The organism is Duganella kummerowiae, from assembly GCF_053572355.1.
This window is the reverse complement of sequence record NZ_JBKFEH010000007.1, coordinates 161,850-187,977: the sequence shown is the minus strand read 5'-3', so window position 1 is coordinate 187,977 and position 26,128 is coordinate 161,850. Positions and strand designations below refer to the sequence as shown.

Below are 26,128 nucleotides of genomic sequence, written 5' to 3'. Positions count from 1 at the left end.
GGCTACATGCCCCTCTGGCGCGGGTCCAGGTCCTTGACGCGGCGGCTGGAGTCCAGCATGTCCTGGTTCCAGTCGGCGCCGCTCTCGACGATGGTGGGCTTGATCAGCACCACCAGCTCGCGCTTCTGCACCACTTCCGCCGTATTGCGGAACAAGGCGCCCAGCACCGGCAGGCTGGCCGCGCCCGGCACGCCGGAGCGGTCGTTGGTGGTGGACTGGCGCATCAGGCCGCCGATGGCCACCACCTGCCCATCCTGGCCGCGCACCATGCTATCGATTTCCGAGGTGGCCGAGGCGGCCAGCGGCAGGGTCAGCGAACCGGCCGTCCCCAGGTTGACGCCCTTGCTGACGGTGGAGACCTGGCTCACCGAGGGGTGCACGTGCAGGGTCACATAGCCCTGCTCATCGATCTGCGGCGTCACGTCCAGCACCACGCCGGAGAAGAAGGGCTGCAGGGTGACGGTGGGCGTGGTGATGCCGGTGCCGCTGCCGGTGGTGGTGGTGGTGGTGCTGACACCGGTGACGTAGAACTCGTCGGTACCTATCTTGAGCACGGCCTTCTGGTTGTTCAGGGTGGCGATGCGCGGGCTGGACAGCACATGCACCGTGCCCTGCGACTCCAGGAAGGAAATCAGGGCCGAGAAGTTGGAGGTCTGGAACGCCAGGCCGATCAGCGAGCCGGCCGCCTCCGACGCCGCGCCCAGGGTGCTGCCGGCGCTGGCCGTGATGGAGGCGTTGCCGGCGCTGGTCTGCACCGTGACGGGATTGGTCAGCTGGGACAGCGTGGTGCCCGGAGACAGCACGCCGCCGGACACACGGCTGTTGTTGCCTTTGCCGAAGGCGGCCCAGTTCACCCCGCTCTGGAAGTTGGAATTGAGTTCCACTTCCAGGATCTTGGCTTCCAGGATCACCTGGCGGTCCACCGACAGCTGGGTCGCCTTCAGGTATTGCTCGACATTGCGCAGCTCGTCCGGCATGGCGCGTATCACGATCACCCCCGACTGCGGGCTGATCACAACGCTGCGGCCATCCTTGCCGACCGCCACCAGCAGTTCCAGCGACGCCTTCAGCTCGGTCCAGAAGTCGCTGACCGAGGTGGTCTGCACATTGGCGGCGTCGCGCTGGGTCGAGTTGCCGTTGCCGGTGCCGTTGTTATTGTTGCCGTTGTCGCCGTTGTTGTTATTGCTGTTATTGTTGTTGCTGTTGTTATTGCTGCCGTTGTTGTTCTGGTTGCCGCTGTTGCTGGTGCCCGCGTTGGCCACCGAGGTGGAGGACACCCGCAGGCTGGACGTGCCCTTGCGCGCCGCCGTCAGGTAATTCACATGGAACATGCGGGTCTGCATGGTCAGCGGACGGATGTAGATGCGCGTGCCTTCGATCTTGTAGTCGTAGCCGTACAGTTCGCGGATGGCGTCCAGCGCCTCGACCAGGGTCACGTCCTTGAGGTTGGCCGACACGGTGCCGCTCACCTCCGGGTTGATCAGCATGTTGTAGCGCGTTCCCGCCACCAGCGAGTTATAGAACTGCTGCACCGGCACGTTGTTGAACGAGACGTTGAAGCGCTCGTCCAGCACCGCGCGCGCCTTGGGCAGCTGGCCGGCCAGCTGCGACACCGGCGGCAGCAGCGCGCTGGCGACGGCGTCGTTCTGGGCCACGGGCGGCGCCTTGGCGGCAGCGGCCGCCGCCATATCCTGGCTGATCTTGTCGTAGGTGTCGTGTTTGGGGACGCTGGAACATCCGTTCAGCAGCAAACCCAGCACGGCCAGTATCAATATCTTTTGCATAGATCGTTCTCGTGGTTGGACTAGCGCTGGTGCGCCGCCGTCTTGCCGCCCGTTTCGGGGTACAAGGTCAAAACCTGTTTCGCGGCGCCACGCTGCAGCACCACCTTGTTCTTGCCGACTTCGACCAGCACGGCGCCCTGGTATTTCTCGCCCAGGCGCACGGTCTGGCCATCGATTACCGCCACCCGGCGGCCGCCCTCGCCGACCAGCACCGATTGCAGCCTCGGCCCGGCCACCGGCGCTTCGGCATCGGCCGCACCGGCCTGCCGCAGGGCTTCCGGTGGCGGCCGCGTCGGGTCCGCCAGGCCCTGGGCCTGGGCCCCGGCCTGCACGGCGCACACCAGCAGGCAGGCCGCCAGCAGGCGGGCGCGGGTCATAAGGTCATCCATTTCTGATCCAGGCTCAGGGTGTACAGGGTCAGGGTCAGGCGCGCGATCGGATACTGGCCCGCGTCCAGCCTGGCCTTGCCCCAGAATAGCTGGACCGGCAAGGCTTCCAGCGCCTCCATGTAGCTGACCATGTCCAGGTAGCCGCCCTGGAGCACGATTTCCACGCCATGGCGGTATAGCAGTTCGCGCGGCTTGACCCCGGCAGCGGCCGATGTAGGCGGGGCGGCCGGCGATCCGGCGGCAGGCGAACCTGCGGCCGGCGATCCGGCGGCAGGCGATCCTGCGGCAGGCGCACCAGGTGCGGCGCTACCAGCAACTGGCGCCCCGCCGACAGCCACCGAGGCCAGCGCCGGCGATACCCCGGCCTGCGCCGCCAAGGAAGCCGCAGGCGACCCGGCCGGCAAAGCGCCCTGCCCGGCCGTGGCCTCGCTCATGCCGGTCACCGGCAGGCTGCGCAGCGACACCAGTTTCAGCTTGCCATTGGCGCGCAGCAGCTGCTCCAGCAGCGGCACGATTTTTTCGGGCGCGACCAGGCCTTTTTGCACCGCCATCAGGGCCGCGCTGGAGCTTCTCATCTGCTTGCGCAGCTGATCCAGGCGGGCGCGCGTGGCGGCGTCGGGATCGGCCACGAAGCCTTGCGCCATGCGCGCGACCTCGGCGTCGATGCCGGCCACCTGGTTCTGCTGCTGGCTCAGCTCCGCCTGCAGGATGCGCTGGCGCGCCAGCTTGGGTTCCAGTTCCATCACATACAGGAGGAACAGCACCATGGCGGTGGCGGCGGCAAACAGCATGCCGCGCTCACGCAGGGTCAGGGCGTCGATTTTCGCGGCCAGTTTCAGCAATTGCTCCTTCATTTGGCCGTCCCTTCCACGCTCGACTGCAGGCTGAATTCCACATACGGCGCGCTGGCGGCCTGCGGCGCGGCGTCCGCGCTGGCCGCAGCGGCGGGCGCCGCGCCGGGCCGGGCGATATCGAGGCTGGCGAAGGTCTTGCCGCGCATGACCTTTTCGCTGGTCAGGCGCGCGATGTAGCTGGGGATCAGGGTCGGCTGCATGGCGCGGCCCTGCACCCCGATGTCATGGCCGGCGCCGCTGATGGTCAGTCCCGTCAGCCACAGGCCGCTCACGTTCTGGCGCGCCAGCGCGCGGAAGTATTCGGCATAGCCGGCCGTATTGCCCAGCGCCCCGCCCTGCAGCACCTGCTCCACGTCCTTGAGCGCGTGCAGTTCCTGTTCGGCCTGCGCCACTTCGGCGGCCAGCGCCGGGTTGAGGTGGCGCGGCGCGAACTGTTGCCTGGCCTTGAGCAGGCGCGCCTCGCGCTCCGCCACCAGGGTGCGGCCGGCGGCGGCGCGCTGTTCCAGTTCCTTCACCTGGTGGCTGGCGTACCAGCCCACCGCCAGCGCGCCCAGCACGATCACGCCCAGCGCCTGCGCCATGGGCAGCGCCGTGAAAACCTTCTTTTGCTTGAGGAAGATCGGGTTGTACAGGTTGATCTGCTGGCTCACAGCCGCACCTCCTCATCCCGCAGGGCGGCGCCCAGGGTCAGGAAGAAGCGCTGCTGGCGGCTCTCGTCCTGCTGCAGTTCCGGCACCCGGCTCAGGTCGAACACATCCCCCAATTCCATGGCCTCCACCGCCATGTACAGGTTGCTGGCCAGGTGCTCGTGCAGGCCGCTGGCGCCGGTCGGCGCCAGCAGCAGCTTGGCCACGCTCACGTAATGGAACTGGCGCTCGAAGTGGTCCATGGAGCGCTGCAGCTCCAGGGTGATCTTGTCGAAGCAGGCGTGCTGCTTGTCGGTGTCCGGCTCCAGCAGCTGCTGCAGGGTGACGTCGATGCGGCGGGTCAGGTACAGCTCTGCCTTGTAGGTCACGGTCAGCAGGCCGCCCTCGGCATCGAAGGACAGCATGGCCAGGCCACGCCCGGGAATCTCCAGCAGCGCGGAGATGTTACGCTGCGCCATCTCGGGGATGTCGATCACGGACAAAGGCAGCTCGGCTTCGGCAAACAGGTCCTGGCGCGATTGCACCACGCTGTTGCGGGCCGCCACCGCGAACATGGAATGGCCGCGCGCCGTGTTGCCGGGATCGACAGGAATGTCCAGCACGTCGATGGTGGCGTCGTCGATGTGGAAGTCCAGCATGTCCTTGAGGCGCCAGCGCACCGCCGTCTTCAGCTCATCGGGCGGGACGTTGGGCGCGTCCACCGTGAGTATCTGGTAGTCGCGCGCGCCCAGCATGGTGCCGCAGCGGAAGGCGGAGGCGCGCAATTCCTTGTCGACCCGCGCCAGCGCTTCGGCCGACAGCGCCGGCGCGGCCTCCACCAGGGCCGCCAGTTTCACCAGCGGCTTGGCGTCGCGCACGCGCTCGACACGGCCGGCATACACGCCGTCACCGCCGAAGGTGAGCGTGAGGCTGCCGTCCTTTTTTTTCGTCCTGTTGAAGAAACCCATGCCGGCTATCTGGTTGAAGTGGATTACGCGAAGTTTACGCGCTAGATGGTTGATTATATTCAAGTTACCACGGTTTTTTGCTGCAATTTCGTATCAGTACCGCAAAAACACACACATTTCCACATCTAAAGCTGGGCCTGGACCACGCGCTGCACATAATCCGGGCTGCGGCTGGCGTTCGGGCAGGCGCCATTGGCCGGTTCGTTGCAGGCGGTGGAGGTGATCAGGAAGTGCGAATAGGTAGCGCCAGCCAGCTTGACCGGCGTGCCGCAGCTCACCGTCACCGTAAAGGCCGACAAGGTGGTATCGGACGGCATGCGGAACGAATACGTGGCGGGACAGCCCAGATTGACCGCCGGATCGGCGTTCGACTGCGCCTGCAGGGCCTGGTACAGCGCCCACTCCACCCCGGCGCGCGCGGCCTGGTAGGCGCGTGCGGCCTGCTGGTCCTGCACCACGGTATTCTGCTGTCCGGTGGTGATGGAGACGATGGCAACGCCCAGTCCGGCCAGCACCACCAGCAGGAAGATCGCGGTGACGATGCCGATCCCGGCCTGCCGCCGCAACGCATGCACCCGGGGACGGAAAAGTGGATTCATGGCGTGTTGTCAACGTGGATTTGATGGACCAGCGTGGCCCGCTCGGCGTTGTTATCGGCGCGGGCCAAGGTCAGGCTCAGTCCCAGCAGGCCGTTCTGCACGTTGGCCAACTGGGTGTAGTCGAAGACGCAAGCGGTGACATTCGCGGCCATCAGCGCACTGGACCCACCGGAGGGCATGGCCTGGGCCAGGTTGTAGCCATAGTTCCAGTATCGCGTCAGGGTACGCGCGGTGGGGTCCCAGGCATAGGTAACGGGACGCGTGACCACGGCAAAGCGCTGGGTCGGCGACATGTTACGCGACGAGAAGGTGTTGCTCAGCAACGTCACCGTATTGCCGCTGACCTGGGCGACCTGGGCCCGGTTATTGCCCTGGTAGGCATCGGCGTCCTGGAAATCTGTCCCCAGGTTGTAGATCACGATGGAATCGCCCGCCATGATCGCGTAGGGCGCCACCGGCATGGGGCCGACCACATCGAAGGACAGGCCATGGTTGACGAAGTCGAGCGGATTTCCACTACTTTGATTATCCTGCACCGATAGATAGGTGCCGCCCGCCTTGGTCGGGATGAATTCCAGCAGCAGCACCCCATTGATCGCGGTGACGCGTATGCTGTTGGGCAGCGCACCACGCACCTCGCGCGCGATGCGGCGCAACGCCAGGTCGGCCACGTCGCTCAGCTCGGCCCGGCCGACCGCATCCACGTAGTTCTGTACCGGCTGGCGGATGAACAACACCATGATGCCGGCCAGGATGCTGGTCACCACCATCACCACGACGGCTTCCACCAGGGTGAAGCCGGATTGCCGGACGCGCGTCATGGCACCGACCTCGGCGCATAGCGGGTGCGGTAGCCGTCCAATGCGACGAAGTCATTGGCGCCGCCGCCGTAGGCGACCCTGACCGTGATGAGCAAGATGTTCATACTGGCCGGCAGCGTGGTGCCGGTGATGGCCCTGCCTGCCGGCCCCAGCGGCCTGTTACCTGGCGGCGCATCGACGCTGACCGTCACGGTGTAGCCCGCGAGCGCGCCACCGCCCAGCACCGCGCCGCTGGCGTCCAGCAGGACGCCGGACGCATTGGCCAGGCTCTTGCCGGCATAATCGTTGACGTTGTCGTAAGGCCGTGTATTGCCGCTCTCCGCACCAGGGGTGCCGAGCTGCTCCAGCGCGGCCGGACAGTTGATGGCGTCCGCGGCCTGGGCATTCATCGCGTTGGGATCGATCGGATCGCAGTAGGTGAAGCGCGCCATCTGGATTTCTTCCATATAGGCTTCAGCAATCAGCAAGGCTTGCTTGCGGCGCACCGGATCGGCACTGTTGCGGGTGGCCAGATTCATCACCTGCAGCACCGCGGCCGCGGCCACGCCCATCACCACCATGAAAATAATCAGCTCGATCAGGCTCAGGCCGCGCTGGCGTGGAAACGGCTCAATGCACATAGCCGGTCTCCGGTTCGACAGTGAGGGTATAGTTATTGCTGCCGCTGGCGAACCGCAGGACCAGCCGCTGGAAAGCGGAAGCGGTACCGGGCGCGTTGTTGACGTCGGCGGCGCCGTAAGGACGTCCAGCCGCGTCGAAGAAAAAGAACCCGCCGGGACCGGCATCGGCGGTGCTGCCTGCGGTGACGCTCAAGGCAACGTCGGCAGGCCTGCCCTCGCACACCCAGGCCGCAACATAGCTGCTGCCCACGGTGCAATAAGTCTTGGTGGCGCTGGCGCCGCTGTTGCTCCCGGCCGGCGGGCGCGCCAGATTGGCGGCCGAGCATGCGGCATCGAAGCAGGCGGCGAAGCTGTTGCCGTCGGCCCGCACGAACACATTGCGGTTCTGCGCGATGGCCAGCTTTTGCGCGTAGCGGATCACGGCCTTGGCCTGGTCCGCGTAGCCGCGCGCGGCGAAGGTGGTGTTATCGAAAAAGCGCGCCACGCCGATGGCGGCCAGCGCCGAGATCACGACCAGCACAGTCACCAGCTCCACCAGGGTGAAGCCGGCATTGCCAGCCGAGCGCTTGGCGGCGGCGCCCATGGCGGTGCTGGAATTTCGTTTACTTGCAGGCGGTGACGTCGATGGCCCAGGTCGGCTGGCCACTGGCGGGGGCCTGGGTATAGGAAATATAGCAATGCAGCGAGGTCGCCGTGTTGGCTATGCTGTTCGGCACCACCACCATGCCGTTGGCGGGTACGACGGGGGCCGTGGTGCCATCGCCGCCGGTGGTGGTGATGGTGTAATCAGCCGAGCCCAGACCGGCGCCAGTCGTAAAGTCCGTGGTGGCGGAAGGATAGCCATTGGTCACGGCTATGACCTTGCCCTCGTTGGTGACGCTGGCGGCGTTGACCGAGGGATTGACCAGATACTGCCCATGCACCATGGACGAAGTCGATTGCATCGCTCCATAAGCGGCCTTCATGCTGGCGGCGCGTGCATCGCCGCCCAGGTCTGCAAACTTGGGCAACGCCGTCGCCGCCAGGATGCCCAAAATCACGATCACCACGATCAGTTCGATCAGGGTGAAACCCGCTTGCCCCTGGGTGCGGATGGCCTTGTGTGCTGGTTGCTTCATTATCTTTCTCCGTGTACTACGTCAATTAGTCTGTTGTTCAAAGGCAACCCCAACACTGGAGGCGCCGGCAGGCTTGGCGTTGTCTTTGGGCAAGCTCAATAATTTTACCTTGAATTTCAAACGTTTCAATTGGGAACTTCCCAGCGGGTTTCGATTATTTAACAAATACACCAGGGTCTTGTCATTCCGGTCAAAACACCAGTTGCCGGGCCCGATCTGCTCGTCGGAGGGCGCGTAATATTCCCCTGCATAGTTGACAGGCTTGTCTTTCAGCCAATTAAACGGATTTTCTTCGGCCAAGGCAGGCAGATCCTGTGCTTTCCCCGGCAATTTCGCCTGAGCAAGCTTCACATCGAGTGCCGTGCGCACATTGGCCACAACATGGCGCACCGCAACATCCTCCGCCTGACCTTGATAAAACCACACGCTTTTCATCAAGAAACCGGCCAGGATGGCAACGATGGCCGCCGCCACCACGAACTCCAGCAGGCTCGCGCCTTCTTCAGCACACTGTTGCTTAATAGAGACGAAAGTTGCCAAGAATATCAACCCCGGTTGTGCAGCGCAGCCTTGCCCAGGTCCCAGATCGGCAGGAAGATGCCCAGCGCGAGTATCAGCACCATGATGCCGAGGAACACGATCAGGATGGGCTCGATCTGCGACGACAGCGTCTTCAATTCATAGTCGACTTCGCGCTCGTACATCTGGGCGATCTCGTCCATCAGCTCGTCCAGGGCGCCGGTCTCCTCGCCCACCGCGATCATCTGCAGCACCACGGGGGTGAACACGCCCGAGGCCACGGCCGTGCGCAATATGCTCTCGCCGCGCTCGACGCCGTCGCGCATCTGCTCGACGCGGGCCGACAGGTAGGCATTGTCCACCGTCTGGGCCACCACCGTCAGGCCCTGCACGATGGGCACGCCGCTGCGGCTGGACAGGGAAAAGCTGCGGGCAAAGCGCGCAAGCGTGCCCTTGAGCATGATCTTGCCGGCGATGGGCAGGCGCAGCTTGGTCTTGTCCCACTGGTAGCGCCCGGACGGAGTGGCGACCCAGGTACGGAAGCCCCACACCGCCGCCACCGCCGCCACCGCCATCCCCGGCCAGTAGCGCACCGTGAAGTCGGAGCTGGCGATCAGCATGCGCGTCATCAGGGGCAGCTCGGCGTGGAAACTCTCGAACACCTTGGTGAAGGCCGGGATCACGAACATGTTCACCACGATCATGGCGCCCACCATGGCCAGCACCACGAAACCGGGATAGCGCAGCGCCGTTTTGACGCGCTCGCGCATGTCGCGGTCGAACTCGAGGTGGTCGAACAATCGCAGGAATACCTCTTCCAGGCGGCCGGTCATCTCGCCCACCCGCACCATGGACAAATAAAACTGCGAAAACACGTCGGGATGGCGGCGCATGGCCGAGGACAGCTCGCGGCCGGCGTCCAGCGATTCGCGCAAGTCCTTGATGATCCTGGCGAAGGACTTGCTGGTGGCCGATTCCTGCAGCCCGGCCAGGCCGCGCATGATGGGCACGCCGGCTTTCAGCAGCGTGTACATCTGGCGGCTAAACAACTGCACGTCCATCGAAGTCACCTTCTTTTCCAGCAGCCTGCTCCACCAGGTCTCGCCATCGCCGCCGGCGGCCTTCTTGGTGACATTGATCTCGATCGGCGTCACCCCGGTGTTGAACAGCTGGTCGGCCACGGCGCCGCTGTCGGCTGCCTCCAGCACGCCTTGCATCAGCTCGCCGCGCGCATTGCGGCCCTTGTAGGCGTACAGTGGCACGGTCAATCCTCGGTCTGGTTACTGATGCGCATGGCTTCGGCAATGGTGGTGCGGCCCTGCACCACCAGCTGCACGGCGTGGCGGCGCATGGTCTGGCCGGCCATCTGCTCGGTCGCCACTTTCAGGAAATGCGAGGGGTCGGGATCGTTGGCGGCGTCGACCACGGTGCGCGTCATTTCCAGCAGCTCGTAGACGCCGGTGCGGCCGCGGTAGCCCATGCCGTTGCAGTGCGAGCAGCCCTTGCCGTGGAAGTACTTGGCCATGTCCACCTTGTCGCGCAACTCCAGGCTCAGCCATTCGCGCTCGGTCGGGGTCGGCTCGTAGGGGGCGGTGCAGCTTTCGCAAATCACCCGCACCAGGCGCTGCGCCAGCACTGCCTGCAGCGAACTGCCCACCATGTAGCGCGGCACGCCCATGTCCATCAGGCGCAGCGGGGTGCTGGCGGCGTCGTTGGTGTGCAGGGTAGACAAGACCAAGTGGCCCGTCATGGCGGCGCGCAGGCCGATCTGGGCGGTTTCCTGGTCGCGCATCTCGCCCACCAGCACGATGTCCGGATCCTGCCGCAGGGCCGAGCGCAGCACCCGGGCGAAATTCAGGTCGATCTTGTCGTTGACCTGCACCTGGTTGATGCCGGCCAGCCGGTATTCCACCGGGTCCTCGACCGTGATCAGCTTTTTTTCCACCGAATTGAGCTCGGCCAGGGCGCTGTACAGGGTGGTGGTCTTGCCGCTGCCGGTCGGGCCGGTCACCAGCACCAGGCCGTTGGGCCGCTGCACGATGGCGCGGAACTTGTCCAGCACCGGGCGCGGCATGCCGATCGCATCCAGGCGCAGATTCATGCCGCCCTGGTTCAACAAACGCATGACCACCGACTCGCCGTACTGGGTAGGCATGGTCGAGATACGCACGTCGATGCGCTGGTTTTTCACGCGCACGGCAAATCGGCCATCCTGCGGCAGGCGCTTTTCGGAGATGTCCAGGTCGGACATCAACTTCAGGCGCAGCGCCAGCGAGGGCGCGATCTTGATGTCGGCCTCGGTCTGCAGGTGCAGCACGCCGTCGATGCGGAAGCGGATCTGCAGCCGGCCTTCCTGCGGCTCGATGTGGATGTCCGACGCGCGTACCTGGGTGGCGTCGTCGAACACCGACTGCAGCAGCTTGACCACCGGCGCTTCTTCCAGGTTGGGATTGGCCGCCGCCAGCGCGCCGAAGTCCACCGAGGTGTCGCCCAGGTCCTGCTCCAGCTCGCGCGCCAGGTCGGAAATGTCCTCGGTGCGGCGGTAGATGCGGTCGATCACGCCCAGCACCTCGGTCTCGTTGACCACCGCCAGTTCTATGCTTTGCTTGACGATGCGGGCGATCTCGTCATACGCGAACAGGTCGGTCGGGTCCGACATGCCCACCAGCAGGGTGCCATGGCGGTCCTCCAGCACCAGGGCGCGGAAGCGGCGCGCCTGGGTCTCGGGCAGCATGCGCACGATCTCGGGATTGATGTTGTAGAACTTGAGGTTCAGGTAAGGTATGGACAGCTGGCGCGCCAGCGCGCTGGCGATCTGCTCCTCGGTCACATAGCCGTTCTCGATGAAGACCCGGCCCAGCTTGCGGCCACTGCGCTTCTGCTCGGCCAGCGCCAGGCCCAATTGTTCTTCCGACAGCAATTTCTGCTGCACCAGGATTTCACCCAGCCGGACTTTTTCTGGCCTTGCCATATGCTACCCCTCAAACACGATGCGGCCATTCTAGACCAGTTTGCCCAGGATCAACACTGTGTCACCGGCCGAATGGGGGATTTTCATAGTGCCCGCTAGCATTTTTTGTGCGGAATGCGCTACAGTATGGGTCGTTTCACTATGACGCACCCTCCCATGACCGTCCCCGCCCTGCGTTTCCAGCACGTGCACAAGCGCTATGGCGGCCAGTCCGTGCTGCGCGGGGTGGACCTGGAATTGCAGCGCGGCGAACTGTTCGGCCTGGTGGGCGTGAACGGCGCCGGCAAGACCAGCCTGATCAAGTGCATGCTGGATTTCTGCAGCATCGACGAGGGCCGCATCGAGATCTTCGGCCAGCCCCACCACCGTCCCGCCGCGCGCGCCCCGCTGGGCTTCCTGCCGGAACGCTTCACCCCGCCCTACTACCTGAGCGGGACGGAATTCATGCGCTACCTGCTGGGCTTGCAAGGCATCGCCTATGACGAGCAGGCCGCCCACGCCATGGCGGCGGCGCTGGACCTGGAGCAGGCCGCGCTGCGGCGCCCGGTACGCGACTATTCCAAGGGCATGACCCAGAAACTGGGCCTGGTCGCCTGCCTGCTGGCGCCCAAGTCCCTGTACGTGCTGGACGAACCCATGAGCGGCCTCGATCCCAAGGCGCGCGCCCTGCTCAAGCAAACCCTGCGCGCGCGCACCGGCGGCGCCTCCGGCAGCGGCCTGTTCTTCACTTCGCACGCGCTGGCCGATGTCGAGGAACTGTGCGACCGCATGGCCATCCTGCACCAGGGCCAGATCCGCTTTGCCGGCACCCCGGCCGAGTGCCGCGCGCGCTACGGCGCTGCCAGCCTGGAGCAAGCCTTCCTGGCCTGCATCGCGTGACGCCATGTACCTGACCCATTTCGGCCTGCGCGAAAGCCCGTTCGGCATCACCCCGAATCCGGCCTTTTTCTATCCCGGCAACACCCGTGGCGAGCTGCTGGAGGCGCTGCTGTACGTGGTCGGCCAGGGCGAAGGCATCATCAAGGTCACCGGCGAGGTCGGCAGCGGCAAGACCATGCTGTGCCGCATGCTGGAACAGCGGCTGCCGGCCCATATCGACGCCATTTACCTGGTCAATCCCAGCCTGTCGCCGCAGGAGGTGCTGTACGCCATCGCCGCCGAGCTGGGCCTGGCGGCGGGCGGGCTGCGCAGCGACGAGGTGCTGCGCCTGCTCAACGCGGAGCTGATCGCCCGCCACGGCGCCGGCCGCCAGGTGGTGCTGCTGGTGGAGGAAGCGCAAGCCATGCCGCTGGCCACGCTGGAGGAAATCCGGCTGCTGACCAACCTGGAGACGGCCCGCTACAAGCTGCTGCAAATAGTGCTGTTCGGCCAGCCCGAGCTGGACCAGCACCTGGCGCTGCCGGACATGCGCCAGCTCACCGAGCGCATCACCCACAGCTTCGAGGTGCCGGCCATGCCGCCGGCGGTGGTGCCGGAATTCCTGGACTTCCGCCTGCGCGCGGCCGGCTACCAGGGGCCGCCGGCCTTCAGCACGGCGGCGGCGCGCCTGATAGCCCGCGCCTCGGGCGGCATCGTGCGCCGTATCAACCTGCTGGCCGACAAGGCCCTGCTGGCGGCCTACGCGGCCGGCGCCGAGCGGGTCGAGGCCAGGCATGCGCGCCAGGCCGTGCGCGAGGCGCGCTACCGGGCCCTGCGCCCGCCGCGCCACCAGGGCGGACGCTGGCTCACCGTAATGCTGGCCGCGCTGGTGCTGCTGCTGGCCGGCGTGGTGGCCTGGCTCCTGCTGCAGCCGGCGCCGCAGCAGACCGGCCCGCAGGACGGCCGCCGCACCGCTGTGGTTAATCGGGCCGAATCCCCCCCTGAGCGCGCTTTTCAGGCGTGCAATCTTGCCGCTACACGGATTTTGTAAGATCATGTGGTCTAATATTGTAATAACACAACACTTTGTCTTCCCCTGGGGCGGAAAGAAACAATGAAATCATCCATGTCTCCCACCCTGCCCGCCGCCCTTGCCGCCGTCCTGCTGGCCGGCTGCGCCGCGCCGTCGATACCGCCCTCGCCCAACCACCTGAGCGAGCCGGCGCTGCCGGCCGGCGCCATCCCGGACGTGGTGCAGGAGAGCGCCGCCTTGCCGCCGCCCAAGGCCGCCCCGAAGTTGGAAACCTATAGCGTGACGGTGCACAAGGTGCCGGTGCAATCGCTGCTGTTCGCGCTGGCGCGCGACGCCGGCATGAACGCCGACATCCATCCCGCCATCGACGGCCTGGTGACGCTCAATGCGCTGGACCAGACCCTGCCCCAGCTGCTGTCGCGCATCGCCGGCCAGGTCGACATGCGTTATGAAATCAATGGCAGCACCCTGGTGGTGCAACCCGATACCCCGGTCTGGCGCAATTACAAGATCGATTACGTCAACATCGCGCGCAGCACCATCAGCAGCGTGAACATCGCGACCCAGATATCCACCACCGGCGGCAGCGGGGCCGGCGGCACGGCGGCGACGTCCAGCGCCAACTCGGCCAATGCCTCCGGCAGCTCGTCCACCGGCGCCAGCCAAACCGGCAACACGCCGGCAGGATATGGCACCAACAACTCCACCACGGTGGTCAACAACCGTTCGGATAACAATTTCTGGTACAACCTGGAAAAAAACATCCGCGACATGCTGCGCGCGTCCAACCTGTCCGACAATCCCGTCGATCCGCTGTCCAGCTTAGGCACCGCAGCCGGGACGGCAGGCGCCGCCGCCCCGGCCGCCGGGCAAAACCCGGCCGCACCGGCCCAGCCCGCCGCCCCGGCCTTCGACGCCTCCGCCTTTGGCGGCAGCCGCGCCAACAAGAACAGCAGCTCGGTGGTGGTCAACCCCGAAGGCGGCCTGATCGCCGTGCGCGCCACCGCGCGCCAGCATGAAAAAATCCGCGAATTCCTCGACATCGTACTGGGCGCGGCCAAGCGCCAGGTACTGATCGAGGCCACCGTGATCGAAGTCAAGCTGAGCGACCAGTACCAGCAGGGCATCAACTGGTCCAGCATAGGCAAGGGCGGGCTGACCCTGAAACAGGGCCAGGTTGGCAGCACCACCCTGCCCAGCGGCGTCAATCCCGGCACCTCGGCGGGACTGTTCGTGCTGAACTTCGCCAATGCCGGCTCGCGCCTGGGCAATATCGCCAGCACCATCCAGCTGCTGGAATCGTTCGGCAAGGTCAAGGTGCTGTCCAGCCCCAAGATCAGCGTGCTCAACAACCAGACCGCGATGCTGAAAGTGGTGGACAACAATGTGTTCTTCACCATCAAGGTGACCCCGGCCGTGATCAATTCCACCGGCGGCGTGACCACACCGGCCACCTACGAATCCTCGCTGCAGACAGTGCCGGTGGGCTTCGTGATGAGCGTGACGCCGCAGATTTCCGATGACGACCAGGTCACCCTCAATGTGCGTCCCACCATCACCCGCATCGTCGGCTACGAGAACGATCCCAACCCGGCCCTGGCGGACGCCAAGGTGACCAGCAAGATCCCCATCATCCAGGCGCGCGAAATGGATTCCATCATGAAGGTGCCGGGCGGCCAGATCGCCGTCATGGGCGGGCTCATGATGGACTCGGTCGACAACACGCGCGACCAGGTGCCGGGGCTGGGTTCGATCCCGGTGCTGGGCAACCTGTTCTCCTACCGTAACGAGACCAGCACCAAGACCGAGCTGGTCATCTTCATGCGGCCGGTGGTGGTGAAGGACGCCAGCATCAATGGCGACTACCAGGATTACCGCTATCTGCTGCCGGCCCCAGGCCAGGCGGCGCCCAACGCGGCGGCGCCAGCCGCGACTACCCAGGCGGGTGGATTATGAGCTTATTGATGCAGGCGCTCAAAAAAGCCGAGCGCGCCAAACAGAACAGCCTCCACGAGGAGGAACTGGACAAGCCGTCCGAGGCCTACGACGAGGTGCTGGAACTGGCCCAGGCACCGGCGCCGGCCAGTGCCGGCGGCGTGCGCCTGGACCCCGCCGCCACGACCGAACTGAGCCTGGAACCGCTGGGCGACTATACACCGCCGCCGGCCAACCCCTCGGCCCCCATTCCGGCGCCGCCGGCCGGCTTGGCCCTGGACTTCGCGCCCGATCCTGCCCCCGTGCAGCCGCTGGACGCCACCGCTGAGCCGCAAGCGGCGCCTACCCAGCCGGAAATACCGGCGCGGCTGGCGGAGCCCGCGCCCGCCTCCGGCGCGGCGCCCGCCGCGGCCCGCAAACCGCGCGTCGAAGCCGCCTCGGCGGCCCACGCTGCTGCTGCGGCAGCCGCGGCAGCGGCAGCCCAAGCGACAGCCGCCGGCGCAACGCGCGGCGGCGCGGCGCGGCGCAGCGTGGCCGGCACCCGCACCGGCGCGGCCGGCGGCGATGGCGGCGGTATCGACCCGGCCCGACTGCGCCTGATCGTCCTGTCCGGCATCCTGGTCCTGATCGTGGCCGTGTTCGGCTTCATGTACTGGCGCGCCATAGTGGCGCCGGGCGCCGGGGCCAAGCTGCCCATGGTGCCCATGCCGCCCTCCGGCGGCGCCGCCGGCGCAGGCCCCGCCAGCGTGGCTGTCCCCGGCGCACCGGTGGCGCCGGCCGCAGGTGCGGAAGGCGCCGGTGCGCAGGTGCCGGACACGGCCGCCGCAGACGCCATCGGCAACCCGGGCGTACTGTTCGCGGGCGCCAGCAATGCCGAACGCGAGGCGCTGGAGCAGCGCCTGAACCGAACCGAACAGGCCCTGGCCGCCGCCCAGCAAGCCATCGTGGCCGTCCAGGCCCAAGCCACGCAGCCGCGCGCACCGGACGTGCTGCCACCACTGGCCGCCCCGCCCAGCGAGGACATCCGGGTGGCGCGCAACACCCAGCAGCCCCAGGTCGACCCGGCCCTGCTGGACGCCTACCAGGCGCTGCAGGCCAACGACCTGGCGCGCGCCCAGCAGCAGTACGAGGCCGTGCGCCAGCAGGACCCCAACAACCGCGACGCCCTGCTGGGACTGGCCGCGCTGGCACAGCGCCAGGGCCAGCCGCAGCGCGCCGGCGCCCTGTACCAGCGCCTGCTGGAGCTCAATCCGGCCGACGGCGCGGCCCTGGCCGGCATCAACAGCCTGCGCCAGGGCGACCCGGCGCAAAGCGAGAGCCGCCTGAAAGACGCGCTGGCCAAGGACCCGGAATCGGCGCCGGCCCTGTTCGCGCTGGGCAACCTGTACGCGCGCCAGAACCGCTGGACCGAGGCCCAGCAAGCCTACTTCCGCGCCGTCGGCGCCGCGCCCGACAATGCCGACTACGCCTACAACCTGGCGGTGGGGCTGGACCGCTTGAACCAGCCCAGGCTGGCGCTACAGTATTACCAGCGCGCGCTGGACCTGTCGCAGGACAAGCCGGCGGCCTTCGACCGCGCGGCGCTGCGCCTGCGCCTGCAGCAGCTGGGCGCGGCGCACTGAGGACCAGCAGTCTCCATGGAACAAGTGAAACTCCCGCTCGGCAAGCTGCTGATCCAGAAAGGCGTGATCAGCGAGGACCAGTTGCGCATCGCCCTGATCGAGCAGAAGCGCGGCGGCGAACCGCTGGGCAAGCTCTTGATCTCGCTGGGATTCATCACCGAGGCCACGGTGCGCGAGGCGCTGTCGGAAAACCTCAAGACGCAGAGCGCCGACCTGTCCAACCTGGTGGTGGACGCCATCGCCCTGAAGCTGATCCCCAAGGACGTCGCCAAGCGCTACCGGGTATTCCCCATCGTGTACGAGCGCCACAGCGACAACCTGGTGCTGGCCATGTCCGACACCAGCAACATCGTGGCGCTGGACCAGATCAGCGCCATGCTGGTCAAGGGCATCAGCGTGACCCCGCTGCTGGCCAACGAGTCCGACATCCAGCGCGCCATCGACCAGTACTACGGCTTCGAGCTGTCGATCGACGGCATCCTGCACGAGATCGAGACCGGCGAAGTCAATTACGCCAGCCTAGGCAGCACCTCCGACGAATACAGCCAGCCCATGGTGCGCCTGATCGACGCCATCCTGGCGGACGCGGTGCAGCATGGCGCCTCCGACCTGCACTTCGAGCCGGAGCAATCGTTCCTGCGCATCCGTTACCGCATCGACGGCATCCTGCGCCAGATCCGCAGCCTGCACAAGTCCTACTGGCCGGCCATGGTGGTGCGCCTGAAGGTGATCTCCAACATGAACATCGCGGAAACGCGGGCGCCGCAGGATGGCCGCATTTCCATCAAGTTTTCCGGCCGCCAGATCGATTTCCGCGCCTCGGCACAGCCCACCACGCACGGCGAAAACTTCGTGCTGCGCGTGCTCGACCGGCAGAAGGGCATCGTGCCGCTGGACGGCCTGGGCCTGACGGAAGAAGCGCTGACCCTGCTCAAGCTGATGATTGCCCGTCCCGACGGCGTGATCCTGGTAACCGGCCCCACCGGCTCGGGCAAGACCACCACGCTGTACTCCATCCTCAACCACATCAACACGGAAAGCGTCAACATCATGACGCTGGAGGACCCGGTCGAGTATCCGATGAACATGATACGCCAGACCTCGGTCAACGAATCGGCCAAGTTCGGCTTCGCCGAGGGCATACGTTCCATGATGCGGCAGGACCCGGACATCATCCTGGTGGGCGAGATCCGCGACAAGGAAACCGCCGAGATGGCCTTCGCGGCCGCCATGACCGGGCACCAGGTGTATTCCACGCTGCACACCAATTCCGCCATCGGCTCGGTGTCGCGCCTGCTCGACATCGGCATCGTGCCCGACATCATGGCCGGCAACATCATCGGCATCGTGGCCCAGCGCCTGGTGCGCAAGCTGTGCACCCACTGCCGCCAGCCGTTCCAGGCCGAGGAAGTGGAGCGCCGCCTGCTGGGCCTGGAACCGGAAGACCCACCGGCCACCCTGTACCGCGCGGTCGGCTGCGAGCGCTGCGCCCACCAGGGCTACAAGGGCCGGCTGGCCATCATGGAATTGCTGAAGATGACGCCGGCGCTGGACGAGCTGGTGGCGCGCCGCGCCACCACGCGCGAGATCCGCAACGCGGCCCTGGCCGGCGGCTTCCATCCCCTGACCGACGACGGCCTGCGCCGCGTGCGCGAAGGCGTCACCACCCTGGAAGAGGTGGGCCGGGTGGTCGACCTGACGGAGCGCCTCTGATGCCGCAATACCTGTACCGCGCCATGGACGCCCAGGGCCAGGTCCTGCCCGGCAACATGGACGCCCTCAACGAGCCGGACCTGGAACTGCGGCTGTCCCGCATGGGCCTGGACCTGATCGATTGCCGCCCCACCCGCGCCAAGGCCATGGGCCGCAAGCGCAAGGTGACCCGCGCCGACCTGATCAGCTTCTGCTTCCACATGGAGCAGCTGAGCGGCGCCGGCGTGCCCATCCTGGAGGGCCTGGACGACTTGCGCGACAGCCTGGACCACCCACGTTTCCGCGAAATGATCACCGGCCTGATCGAGAGCATCGAGGGCGGCGCCCAGCTGTCGGTGGCCATGCAAGCCTATCCGGAAGCGTTTGACGAAACCTTCGTCAGCCTGGTGCGCGCCGGCGAGCAGAGCGGCAAGCTGGCCGAGGTCTTCAAGAACCTGGAGCAAAGCCTGAAGTGGCAGGACGAGCTGGCCGCGCAGACCAGGAAGATCGTCATGTACCCGGCGGTGGTCGGTGTCATGGTGGCTGGCGCCACCCTGTTCCTGATGATCTTCCTGGTGCCCCAGCTGACCTCCTTCATCAAGAACATGGGCCGCGAGCTCCCGCTGCATACGCGCGCCCTGATCTTCGTGTCCAATATCTTCATCGATTACTGGTACGTGCTCCTGGCCTTGCCGCTGCTGGCCTGGTTTGGCGGACGGGCATGGCTGGCCCGCAGCGAGCTGGCGCGCTACCGCTACGACGCCCTGCGCCTGCGCCTGTGGATGGTGGGTCCGGTGCTGCACAAGATCATCCTGGCCCGCTTCGCCACCTTTTTCGCCATGATGTACGGCTCCGGCATCACGGTGCTGGAATGCATACGGCTGTCCGAGGGCATCGCCGGCAACCGCGTGGTGGCGGCCGGGCTGCGCCGCGCCGGGCAGCTGATTTCCGAGGGCCAGGGCGTGACGGCGGCGTTCCAGAATACCGGCATCTTCCCGCCCCTGGTGATACGCATGCTCAAGGTGGGCGAGGCCACCGGCGCACTGGACGGCGCGCTGCGCAATGTCAGCTATTTCTACAACCGCGAGGTAAAGGAAACCGTGGAACGGGTGCAGGCCATGATAGAACCGGCCATCACCGTCGTGCTGGGCCTGCTGCTGGGCTGGATCATGCTGTCGGTGATGGGTCCCATCTACGACACCATCAGCTCGATTCGATTGTGAGGCCGCCGTGCGCAAACACCTGCTTTATCTGACCAGCGAGGCGCTGTGGGCCTACAAATGGAATGGCCGCAGCCTGGACCAGCCGCTGCGCTTCGAGCAAAGCCGCGCCGGGCTGGACGCCTTCGCCGATTATGTGGCGGGCAAACCCATCCCCTGCTACCTGCTGGCCGACCTGATCGAGGAAGACTTCCAGCGCGTGCAGCTCCCGCACGTGGGCGGCCGCGCCGGACGGCGCCTGCTGGCGCGCCGCCTGCAGCAGCAATACCGCGAGACGCCCTACCGCCAGGTGCAAATCCAGGGCCGCGCCCAGGAAGGCCGGCGCGACGACATCGCCCTGTTCTCCGGGCTCACCAATCCAACCCTGGTGCAACCCTGGGTGGAGATCCTGGAACAGCTGCGGGTGCCGCTGGCCGGACTGTACTCGGCCAGCATGGTCAGCGCCGGCCTGCTGCCCAGGCTGGGCCTGCGCCAGCCGCATCTGCTGCTGGTGACCCAGCACAGCGCCGGCCTGCGCCAGACCTACTTCCGCGACGGCGTGCTGAAATTCTCGCGCCTGACCCTGGCCATGGACCGCGACGGCCAGCCGGTCAGCGTGGCCAACGAAACCGCCCGCACCCAGCAGTTCCTGACCAGCATACGGCTGCTGGAGCGCGGCAGCGTGCTGCACACCGCCATCGTCGCGCCGCAGGCCCTGCTGGCGGCGCTGGACGCCCAGTGTGCCGACGGACCGGAAACGGCCTACCAGTTCATCGCGCTGGAGGCCGCCTGCTCCGCCGCCGGCCTGGACGGCCCCGCGCCGGCGCTGGCCGACACCATCCTGCTGCACCTGCTCGGACGCAGCCAGGCCGCCACCCAGTACGAGCTGGGCGAGGCGCGCCGCTATTTCCTGCTGTGGCGTTTGCGCCGAATGCTGCTGCTGGGCAGCGGTATCCTGGCCGCCTGCAGCGTGGTGTGGATCTGCGCCAACCTCGGACAGTACCGCGCCGACAACGCCGACGCCGAGCGTCTGCAGGCCGAGCGCCTGCGCTATGAAGCGGCCTATGCCAAGGCCATGGCAGGCATTCCGGTCCCGCCGGCCAGCACGGCAAACATGCGCGCCGCCGTCGCCATGGCGCAGATGCTGGCCAGCCAGGGACCATCGCCGCTGGGCATGTTGAGCGCAGTCAGCCAGGCACTAGAGCAGGCGCCGCAGATCCGCCTGCTCGGGCTGGACTGGAAGGTCGACTTGCCGGCTCCGGCCGCCGCCCCGCTCAACAGTGTCGATGGCACTGGCGCCGCGCCCCTGCCAGCCCTGGTCGCGGGGATTCCAGTCCGGCCGCCGCAGCTGCTGCGGCTGGAAGCCGAAGTGATGGAGCAGGCCGACGACTACCGCAGGGTGACGGAGATCATGAATCAATTTGCCCAGGACCTGGCGCGCCGTCCGCGCCTGTCGGTCGCCATCGTGACACCGCCGCTGGACACCCGGCCCTCGGCCAAGCTGAGCGCACGCGCCGGCCAGCAGGACAGCGGCAGCCGGCCCCGATTCGTGCTGACCGTGGGGTGGCGGCCATGAGCGCCTTGCCGCTCGCGGCCCGCGGGCGCCAACAGGCCCGCATCGCGCTGCCGTACTGGCTGCGCGAGTTCGCCCTGATACGCGGCGCCGTCCTGACCGCCGCCGCCTGCGTACTGCTGTGCGCCGCTGGCATAGGCTATACCGACTGGCTGCAGGAGCAAGCGCGCGAACGCATGCTGCTGGTGCACCATGCGCGCGAACGCGCCTACGCCCGCCACGCCCAGGTCGAGCAGGAGAAGGCGGACATCCGGCGCCTGCAGCCGGCGTTCCAACTCCTGCGCGCAAACGGGCTGGTGGGGGAGGAAAACCGGCTGGCCTGGGCCGACGCCATCCGCCAGGCCCAGCAGGGGCTGCGCATGCCCGCGCTCAGCTACGACATCGACGCCCAGCAGCCGCTGCGCCCCGATACACCGGTCGAGCTGGGCGATTACCAGTTGCGGGCCAGCCGCATGAGCCTGCACCTGTCGCTGCTGCATGAGCTGGAACTGTTCAATTTCCTCCGGGAATTGCGCCTGCACGGGTATTACACCGTGCAGGACTGCGCGCTCAAGCGGCTGGCGGCGGCGCCCTCACCGGGCGCGCCCAGCCTCGGCGCCGACTGCACCCTGGTGTGGGTCACGCTGGCGCCCGGTGCGCCGGAAGGGAGCCGGCCGTGAGGTTATGCGCGATCCTGGCCGCAGCGCTGGCTGCGCTCGCGGCGCCGGTCCAGCCAGCCGCCGCGGCCACGCCGGACCTGGGCCGGCTGTTCCTGAGTCCGGCCGAACGGCAACAGCTGGAAGCCGGGCGCGGCAGCTTGCCGGACGCCACCGGCGCGGCCGCCACGACCGCATCCTCTGCAGCGGGCACGCCGGTCGCCACGCCGCCGTCGGTACCGCCGTCGGCCGACCTGACCGCCCCCATCGCCCCCAGCCTGGCGCGCGCGGCCAGGCCGGCCGGTCCTTATACGCCGGCCCCCTACTGGGCGCTGACGCCCGGTGGTTCACGAGGCGCCATCGCCGGCCCGGAAAAACTGGGACCGCCACCTGGCCAGTTCCCGCCCACCGACCCCGTACCGGAAACGGCGCAAGCCGCTGCCCAGCCGGGCCAGGCGGCAGGAACCGCGCCGCAGGACGGCGGCGCCGGCAGCGTAGTGCTCAATGGAGTGGCGCTCAGCAGCAGTGGCCGCACCCTGGTATGGCTGAATGGACAGCTGCAGGTGGCGGCGCCGGCCAGCGTGCAGCGTGCCGGCGCGGCGCCGGTCTGGACGCCCACCATGCTGTCCGGCCGCCAGCTGCGGCTGCGGCCGGGTCAGCGCTACGACCAGGCCACCCAGCAGGTGCGCGATGGCGATGCGCCCTGAGCCGCGGCGCCAGCGCGGGGCAGCCCTGCTGCTGCTGGTGACCGTGCTCAGCCTGACAATGGCGTCCATCCTCATGGCGACCTACGCCGGCGCCCGACTGGATAGCCGCCGCGTGCAGCGCAGCCAGCGCATCATGGGGGAGGCACGCGACGCTCTGCTAGGCTACGCGGTCACCCATGGACGCCTGCCGCGCCCGGCGATATCGGCTTCTGACGGCCGCGAACAGCCGCAAGCTTGCGCCTCGGATGCCGACTGCAGCGGATTCCTGCCGGCCGTCACCTTGGGCGTGCCGGGCAATGACGCCTGGGGCAAGCGGCTGCGGTACAGCGTCAGTCCGGAGCTGACCCTGGAGCAGGCGCGCCCGCAAACCGCGCTCGCCAACCGCAGCGTAGCGAGCCGCGACGGCGGCGGCCGCTTGTTCTATCTGGCCGGCGGCGCCGGCTGCAGCGTGGACCAGCCCTGTCTGCCGCTGGTGCTGCTGTCCAACGGCGCCCGCAATTTCGGCAGTACCGATAGCGGTATCGTGCAAGGCAATGCCGGGATAGGCAATGTGGATGAGCAACGCAACGCCATTGCCACCGACCTGTTTATCGCCAGGCCCGCCAGCGCCGACGCCTATGCGCCTGGCGGCGAATTCGACGACCTGGTGCTCTGGGTCCCGCTCCAACAACTGATCAGCCGCATGAGTGTGGCCACCACCCTGCAATGAAACCGCACATGTCCGTCCAGATCCGTTTTCAGCGCGCCCTGCGCCAGCGCGCGTTTACCCTGGTCGAAGTGGCCATCGTGCTGGTCGTCGTCGGGCTATTGATCGGAGGACTGCTCACACCGCTGCAAACCCAGTTCGAGCAACGCCGCGCATCCGACACACAGCGCGGGCTGGAGGAAGCGCGCGAGGCCCTGTTCGGCTTCGCGCTGCGCAATGGCTACCTGCCCTGCCCCGCAATCTCGGCCAGCGACGGCCAGGAAGACCGCACCGGCCCCGGCTGCACCGAGGGCCGGCGCGCCGGCTATCTGCCATGGGCCACCCTCGGCGTGACGCGCCTGGATGGATGGAACCGCCTGTACTACTACAGCGTCACCCCTGCCTTCAGCAACAGCGCCTATCTGTTCACCCTCAGGACCCCGCGCGATATCAGCATCGCCACGCGCGACGCCGGCGGCCAGCTGGTGGCGGCCGCCGGCGTCGCCGACACGGTGGCGGTCGTCATGTCGGTCGGAAAGAACGGCTACGGCGGCACCAGCAGCCAGGGCCTGCGGCTGGCCGATGCCGGCAGCGGCAACACCGATGAAAAACTTAACCTGGCCAGCGGAGGTACCGCCTTCATCACCCGTGACCCAAGCGACAATCCGGCCGCGCCCGGCGGCCCCTTCGATGACATGCTGGTGTGGATTTCTCCCAACGTCCTGTACAACCGCATGGTGGCGGCCCAGCGCCTGCCATGACGGCCACGCCATCCCTGCTGCGTCCCGCCGCCGCCATCGCCCGCCATACCGTGCTGGAGGCGCGCCGCAACCGCTTGCTGCCGCTGCTGGCGGCGCTGGCGCTGGCGGCGCTGGCCGTCAGCGCCTACCTGCGCGAACTGGCCCTGGCCGAGGGCGCGCAGCTGCAGGCCGCCGTGCTGGCGGCCACGCTGCGCCTGGCGGCGGTGGCGCTGACGGCCGGTTTCGTGGTCACCAGCCTGGCGCGCGAGGCGGCCGACCAGGGCCAGCTGCTGCTGCTGGCCCTGCCGCTGCCGCGCGCCGCCTACGTGCTGGGCAAGCTCGCCGGGCACGCGGTGCTGGCCGCCATCCCGGTCGCCGTGTTCGGCCTGCTGGCGCTGCTGCTGGCGCCGTGGCAGCAGGCCGCGCTGTGGGCCGCCTCGCTGCTGTGCGAGTGCTGGCTGGTGGCTGCCTTCAGCCTGCTGTGCATGCTCGGCCTGGGCCAGGCCCTGCCGGCGCTGGCGGCCAGCGCCGGCTTCTACCTGCTGGCGCGCAGCATCGCCACCCTGCAGCTGCTGGGCCATGCGCCGCAGGCGGCGGCCGACGCCGGCCAGCGCTGGCTGGGCGCCGCGATCGACCTGCTGGCCCTGCTGCTGCCGCCGCTGGAACGCTATACCCGCAGCGCCTGGCTGGTGTACCACGACGGCAGCGCCGCCGCGCTGCTGGACATCGTGCTCCAGACCGCGCTGTACCTGGTGCTGCTGGGCGCGGCCGCCGTGATCGATTTCCAGCGCAGGAACTGGTAAGCCATGCGTCCGCGTCCCCTGTCCGGCGTGCCGCGCCCCGCCCTGTGGCTGTTTGCGCTGGCCTTGCTGGCGCAACTGCTGTGGGCGGCAAGCCGCACGGCGGCACCGCCCCGGGCCGAAGCCCTGCCACAGGCGCCGCCCCAGGCCGCGCTGCGGCTGGCGGCCCTGGGCGAGCCGGAGGCGGTATCGCGCCTGCTCATGCTGTACATCCAGGCGCTGGACGAACAGCCCGGCCTGAGCCTGCCGTGGCGCGGGCTGGACTACGGCCGCCTGGCCGGCTGGCTGGGGCTGGCCCTGGATCTCGATCCGCGCAGCCAGACGCCGCTGCTGGCCGCCAGCCAGCTGTATGGCGCCGTCAGCGATGAAGCACGGGTGCGCCTGATGCTGGACTTTGTCTACCGCCGCTTTGCCGAGGACCCCAACCGGCGCTGGCCATGGCTGGCCCAGGCCGCGCTGGTGGCGCGCCACCGCCTGCACGACCTGCCCTTGGCACGCCGCTACGCGAAGGCGCTGCGGCTGCAGGCCGGCGGCCCGCAGGTGCCGGCCTGGGCCCGCGAACTGGAGGTGTTCGTGCTGGAAGACATGAATGAACTCGACAGCGCACGGCTCCTGATCGGCGGCCTGATTTCCAGTGGCCAGATCAGCGATCCGCGCGAGCTGGCCTTCCTGGCCGCCCGTTTGCGCCGGCTGGAGCAGGCGGCCGCCTCCGGTGCGCCCTCGCACTAGCGGGCGGCGCTGGTTATAATGCCCACAGGCAGCATGGCTGCCGGTACTCTGCGAAAGGAAACTCCATGCCCGGCTCCCGCCACCGTCCATCCCGCCCGTCCGCGCACTCCGGCTTCACACTGGTGGAGATCGCCATCGTCCTGGTCATCATCGGCCTGCTGCTGGGTGGCGTGCTCAAGGGGCAGAGCCTGATCGACAGCGCCAAGGTCAAGAACATCATCCAGCAATCGAACTCGCTGTCGGCCGCCGTCAACGCCTACCAGGACAAGTTCCGCGCCCTGCCCGGCGACGATCTGCAGGGCACCCTGCACGCGCCCGGCGCCACCGGCAACGGCAACGGCGACGGCCAGATCACGGAATACGCGCTGGCGCCCCAGCACCTGGCGCTGTCCGGCTTCATCACCGGCGCCTACAACGGCACTACCGACTTCATGACCAGCGCCCAGGGCGGCGCGGTGTACATCTTCAACGACATCGTGGGCGGCCGCGGCGGCAACGGCATCCGGCTCGACAACCTGCCCGACAGCTTCGCCGAACAGATAGACAGCAAGCTCGACGACGGCAAATACAACACCGGCTCGATCCGCGCCACCGCGCCCTACACCAACAACGGCAGCGTAATCCAGCGCACCGCCGTATTCTTCTGACGCG

Annotated in this window: 27 protein-coding genes; 14 read left to right on the top strand and 13 right to left on the bottom strand. The window is 67.5% G+C overall.

Annotation, left to right across the window (positions count from 1 at the left end; genetic code table 11):
• Positions 1 to 2: 2 nt before the first annotated feature.
• The 13 genes from mshL (ACLB1G_RS06475) to ACLB1G_RS06415 form a co-directional block, all read right to left on the bottom strand.
• Positions 3 to 1,784, bottom strand: coding sequence for a pilus (MSHA type) biogenesis protein MshL (mshL, locus tag ACLB1G_RS06475; protein WP_491626376.1), 1,782 nt, complete (start codon positions 1,782 to 1,784; stop codon positions 3 to 5).
• Between the two features lie 20 nt (positions 1,785 to 1,804).
• Positions 1,805 to 2,161 carry an MSHA biogenesis protein MshK gene (locus ACLB1G_RS06470; RefSeq protein WP_491626375.1) on the bottom strand — a complete coding sequence of 119 codons (357 nt, stop codon included), beginning with the start codon at positions 2,159 to 2,161 and terminating at the stop codon, positions 1,805 to 1,807.
• Positions 2,158 to 3,027, bottom strand: a complete 870-nt coding sequence (locus ACLB1G_RS06465; RefSeq protein ID WP_491626374.1) for a type II secretion system protein M — start codon at positions 3,025 to 3,027, stop codon at positions 2,158 to 2,160. Before ACLB1G_RS06465 ends, ACLB1G_RS06470 begins: the two co-directional genes overlap by 4 nt.
• Entirely contained in the window at positions 3,024 to 3,677 is a 654-nt protein-coding gene (locus ACLB1G_RS06460) for a hypothetical protein (protein WP_491626373.1), read from the bottom strand. The genes ACLB1G_RS06465 and ACLB1G_RS06460 overlap by 4 nt, the downstream gene beginning before the upstream one ends.
• On the bottom strand, positions 3,674 to 4,621 hold the full coding sequence (locus tag ACLB1G_RS06455) for an agglutinin biogenesis protein MshI (RefSeq protein ID WP_491626372.1): 948 nt from the start codon (positions 4,619 to 4,621) through the stop codon (positions 3,674 to 3,676). Before ACLB1G_RS06455 ends, ACLB1G_RS06460 begins: the two co-directional genes overlap by 4 nt.
• A gap of 125 nt (positions 4,622 to 4,746) precedes the next feature.
• Entirely contained in the window at positions 4,747 to 5,220 is a 474-nt protein-coding gene (locus tag ACLB1G_RS06450) for an agglutinin biogenesis protein MshP (protein ID WP_491626371.1), read from the bottom strand.
• A complete protein-coding gene (locus tag ACLB1G_RS06445) occupies positions 5,217 to 6,041 on the bottom strand; it encodes a prepilin-type N-terminal cleavage/methylation domain-containing protein (RefSeq protein WP_491626370.1) in 825 nt (274 codons plus the stop codon). The genes ACLB1G_RS06450 and ACLB1G_RS06445 overlap by 4 nt, the downstream gene beginning before the upstream one ends.
• Complete coding sequence (locus ACLB1G_RS06440; protein WP_491626369.1) at positions 6,038 to 6,661, bottom strand: type IV pilus modification PilV family protein; 624 nt, start codon at positions 6,659 to 6,661, stop codon at positions 6,038 to 6,040. The genes ACLB1G_RS06445 and ACLB1G_RS06440 overlap by 4 nt, the downstream gene beginning before the upstream one ends.
• Entirely contained in the window at positions 6,651 to 7,244 is a 594-nt protein-coding gene (locus ACLB1G_RS06435) for a prepilin-type N-terminal cleavage/methylation domain-containing protein (protein WP_491626368.1), read from the bottom strand. The genes ACLB1G_RS06440 and ACLB1G_RS06435 overlap by 11 nt, the downstream gene beginning before the upstream one ends.
• A 19-nt stretch (positions 7,245 to 7,263) precedes the next feature.
• Entirely contained in the window at positions 7,264 to 7,779 is a 516-nt protein-coding gene (locus ACLB1G_RS06430; RefSeq protein WP_491626367.1) for a type II secretion system protein, read from the bottom strand.
• 21 nt (positions 7,780 to 7,800) lie between these two features.
• Positions 7,801 to 8,319 (bottom strand): hypothetical protein, encoded by a 519-nt coding sequence (locus tag ACLB1G_RS06425; RefSeq protein ID WP_491626366.1) that lies wholly within the window; start codon positions 8,317 to 8,319, stop codon positions 7,801 to 7,803.
• Positions 8,320 to 8,324: 5 nt separating this feature from the next.
• Positions 8,325 to 9,560: a type II secretion system F family protein gene (locus ACLB1G_RS06420; RefSeq protein ID WP_491626365.1), complete on the bottom strand. Its 1,236-nt coding sequence runs from the start codon at positions 9,558 to 9,560 to the stop codon at positions 8,325 to 8,327.
• Positions 9,561 to 9,562: 2 nt separating this feature from the next.
• Positions 9,563 to 11,269: a GspE/PulE family protein gene (locus tag ACLB1G_RS06415; RefSeq protein WP_491626364.1), complete on the bottom strand. Its 1,707-nt coding sequence runs from the start codon at positions 11,267 to 11,269 to the stop codon at positions 9,563 to 9,565.
• Between the two features lie 156 nt (positions 11,270 to 11,425).
• Here ACLB1G_RS06415 and ACLB1G_RS06410 point away from each other — a divergent pair, with 156 nt between their 5' ends.
• The 14 genes from ACLB1G_RS06410 to ACLB1G_RS06345 all read left to right on the top strand — a co-directional run bounded on the left by ACLB1G_RS06410 (position 11,426) and on the right by ACLB1G_RS06345 (position 26,124).
• A complete protein-coding gene (locus ACLB1G_RS06410; RefSeq protein WP_491626363.1) occupies positions 11,426 to 12,148 on the top strand; it encodes an ABC transporter ATP-binding protein in 723 nt (240 codons plus the stop codon).
• Between the two features lie 4 nt (positions 12,149 to 12,152).
• On the top strand, positions 12,153 to 13,178 hold the full coding sequence (locus ACLB1G_RS06405) for an ExeA family protein (RefSeq protein WP_491626362.1): 1,026 nt from the start codon (positions 12,153 to 12,155) through the stop codon (positions 13,176 to 13,178).
• A 75-nt stretch (positions 13,179 to 13,253) separates the two neighbouring features.
• Positions 13,254 to 15,116, top strand: coding sequence for a pilus (MSHA type) biogenesis protein MshL (mshL, locus tag ACLB1G_RS06400; RefSeq protein ID WP_491626361.1), 1,863 nt, complete (start codon positions 13,254 to 13,256; stop codon positions 15,114 to 15,116).
• On the top strand, positions 15,113 to 16,717 hold the full coding sequence (locus ACLB1G_RS06395; protein WP_491626360.1) for a tetratricopeptide repeat protein: 1,605 nt from the start codon (positions 15,113 to 15,115) through the stop codon (positions 16,715 to 16,717). Before mshL (ACLB1G_RS06400) ends, ACLB1G_RS06395 begins: the two co-directional genes overlap by 4 nt.
• A 15-nt stretch (positions 16,718 to 16,732) precedes the next feature.
• The gene (locus ACLB1G_RS06390; RefSeq protein ID WP_491626359.1) at positions 16,733 to 18,430 is read left to right on the top strand and encodes a GspE/PulE family protein; all 1,698 of its coding nucleotides are present in this window, start codon (positions 16,733 to 16,735) and stop codon (positions 18,428 to 18,430) included.
• Positions 18,430 to 19,632 carry a type II secretion system F family protein gene (locus ACLB1G_RS06385; RefSeq protein WP_491626358.1) on the top strand — a complete coding sequence of 401 codons (1,203 nt, stop codon included), beginning with the start codon at positions 18,430 to 18,432 and terminating at the stop codon, positions 19,630 to 19,632. Before ACLB1G_RS06390 ends, ACLB1G_RS06385 begins: the two co-directional genes overlap by 1 nt.
• A 7-nt stretch (positions 19,633 to 19,639) precedes the next feature.
• Positions 19,640 to 21,184 carry a hypothetical protein gene (locus ACLB1G_RS06380; protein WP_491626357.1) on the top strand — a complete coding sequence of 515 codons (1,545 nt, stop codon included), beginning with the start codon at positions 19,640 to 19,642 and terminating at the stop codon, positions 21,182 to 21,184.
• The gene (locus ACLB1G_RS06375; RefSeq protein WP_491626356.1) at positions 21,181 to 21,840 is read left to right on the top strand and encodes a hypothetical protein; all 660 of its coding nucleotides are present in this window, start codon (positions 21,181 to 21,183) and stop codon (positions 21,838 to 21,840) included. Before ACLB1G_RS06380 ends, ACLB1G_RS06375 begins: the two co-directional genes overlap by 4 nt.
• A complete protein-coding gene (locus ACLB1G_RS06370; protein WP_491626355.1) occupies positions 21,837 to 22,523 on the top strand; it encodes a hypothetical protein in 687 nt (228 codons plus the stop codon). Before ACLB1G_RS06375 ends, ACLB1G_RS06370 begins: the two co-directional genes overlap by 4 nt.
• Complete coding sequence (locus tag ACLB1G_RS06365; protein ID WP_491626354.1) at positions 22,507 to 23,232, top strand: hypothetical protein; 726 nt, start codon at positions 22,507 to 22,509, stop codon at positions 23,230 to 23,232. The genes ACLB1G_RS06370 and ACLB1G_RS06365 overlap by 17 nt, the downstream gene beginning before the upstream one ends.
• Before the next feature lie 8 nt (positions 23,233 to 23,240).
• Positions 23,241 to 23,969, top strand: coding sequence for a prepilin-type N-terminal cleavage/methylation domain-containing protein (locus ACLB1G_RS06360; protein WP_491626353.1), 729 nt, complete (start codon positions 23,241 to 23,243; stop codon positions 23,967 to 23,969).
• Positions 23,966 to 24,751 (top strand): ABC transporter permease, encoded by a 786-nt coding sequence (locus ACLB1G_RS06355; RefSeq protein WP_491626352.1) that lies wholly within the window; start codon positions 23,966 to 23,968, stop codon positions 24,749 to 24,751. Before ACLB1G_RS06360 ends, ACLB1G_RS06355 begins: the two co-directional genes overlap by 4 nt.
• Positions 24,752 to 24,754: 3 nt before the next feature.
• The gene (locus ACLB1G_RS06350) at positions 24,755 to 25,477 is read left to right on the top strand and encodes a hypothetical protein (protein WP_491626351.1); all 723 of its coding nucleotides are present in this window, start codon (positions 24,755 to 24,757) and stop codon (positions 25,475 to 25,477) included.
• Positions 25,478 to 25,542: 65 nt separating this feature from the next.
• Complete coding sequence (locus ACLB1G_RS06345) at positions 25,543 to 26,124, top strand: prepilin-type N-terminal cleavage/methylation domain-containing protein (RefSeq protein WP_491626350.1); 582 nt, start codon at positions 25,543 to 25,545, stop codon at positions 26,122 to 26,124.
• The last annotated feature ends 4 nt before the right edge of the window (positions 26,125 to 26,128 follow it).